Consider the following 1,077-nt stretch of genomic DNA (forward strand, 5'->3'; position numbering starts at 1 on the left):
GGGCAGCGCCTTGCGGTCCAGCTTGCCGTTGGGGCTCAGGGGCATCTGTTCCAGCAGCACCCATTGGGCCGGGACCATGTAGTCCGGCAAGTACTGGGCCAAGTGAGCGCTGAGCCGATCACGCCAGTCATCGGCTGCGTTTTGCAGCACCAGGTAGCCCACCAGGTATTTGCCGTCCACCGCCAGCACGGCGGCTTCACGCACCAGGGCATGCTCCAGCAGACGCGCTTCGATTTCACCCAGCTCAATGCGCAAGCCACGCAGCTTGACCTGATGGTCGATACGCCCGGCATATTCAATCACCCCGTCTGCGCGATAACGCGCCAGGTCGCCGGTGCGGTACAAGCGCTCGCCTTTGACGAACGGATGCGCAATGAAACGTTCGGCGGTCAACGCCGGGCGGCGGTGATAACCACGGGCCAGGCCGATGCCACCCAAGTAGAGCTCACCGAGCACACCCACCGGCACCGGCTCGAAGTTGCTGTCGAGGATGTAGCAGCCAAGGTTGGCAATCGGGCGGCCGATCGGCACCGCGTCGCGGCCCTCATCGACGCAAGTCCAATGGGTCACATCGATAGCCGCTTCAGTCGGACCGTAGAGGTTGTAGAGCGCGGCTTGGGGCAGTTTGGCAAACACTTGGTGCTGGGCATCCGCCGGCAGCGCCTCGCCACTGCACACGATGCGTTGCAGGCTTTGGCACGAGGAGACGGCCGGGTCTTGCAGGAAGGCCTGCAACATCGACGGAACGAAATGCAGCGTTGTGACGTTCTGCTGGTTGATCAGGCTCACCAACTTGGCCGGATCACGATGATCACCCGGCGCAGCCACCACCAGACGCGCGCCGGTCATCAGCGGCCAGAAGAACTCCCACACCGACACGTCGAAACTGAATGGCGTCTTTTGCAGCACGCTATCGCTGGCCTCAAGCCCGTAGGCCTCCTGCATCCACTGCAAGCGATTGAGCAATGCCGAGTGCCGGTTGCCGGCGCCTTTGGGTTGACCGGTGGAACCCGAGGTGTAGATCACGTAGGCGAGGTTTTCGCCGTCCAGCATCACGCCTGGATTTTCTTCGCTATA

At 62.5% G+C, this 1,077-nt stretch carries 1 protein-coding gene; it reads right to left on the reverse strand.

Annotated elements, in window-relative coordinates; translation table 11 throughout:
* Positions 1-1,077 (reverse strand): amino acid adenylation domain-containing protein (locus A7K61_RS30595; protein WP_139129576.1); only part of this gene is annotated, 1,077 nt, incomplete at both ends.

This window comes from Pseudomonas sp. AP42, assembly GCF_001728935.1.
In the GTDB taxonomy this organism is placed as follows: Bacteria; Pseudomonadota; Gammaproteobacteria; order Pseudomonadales; family Pseudomonadaceae; genus Aquipseudomonas; species Aquipseudomonas lactis.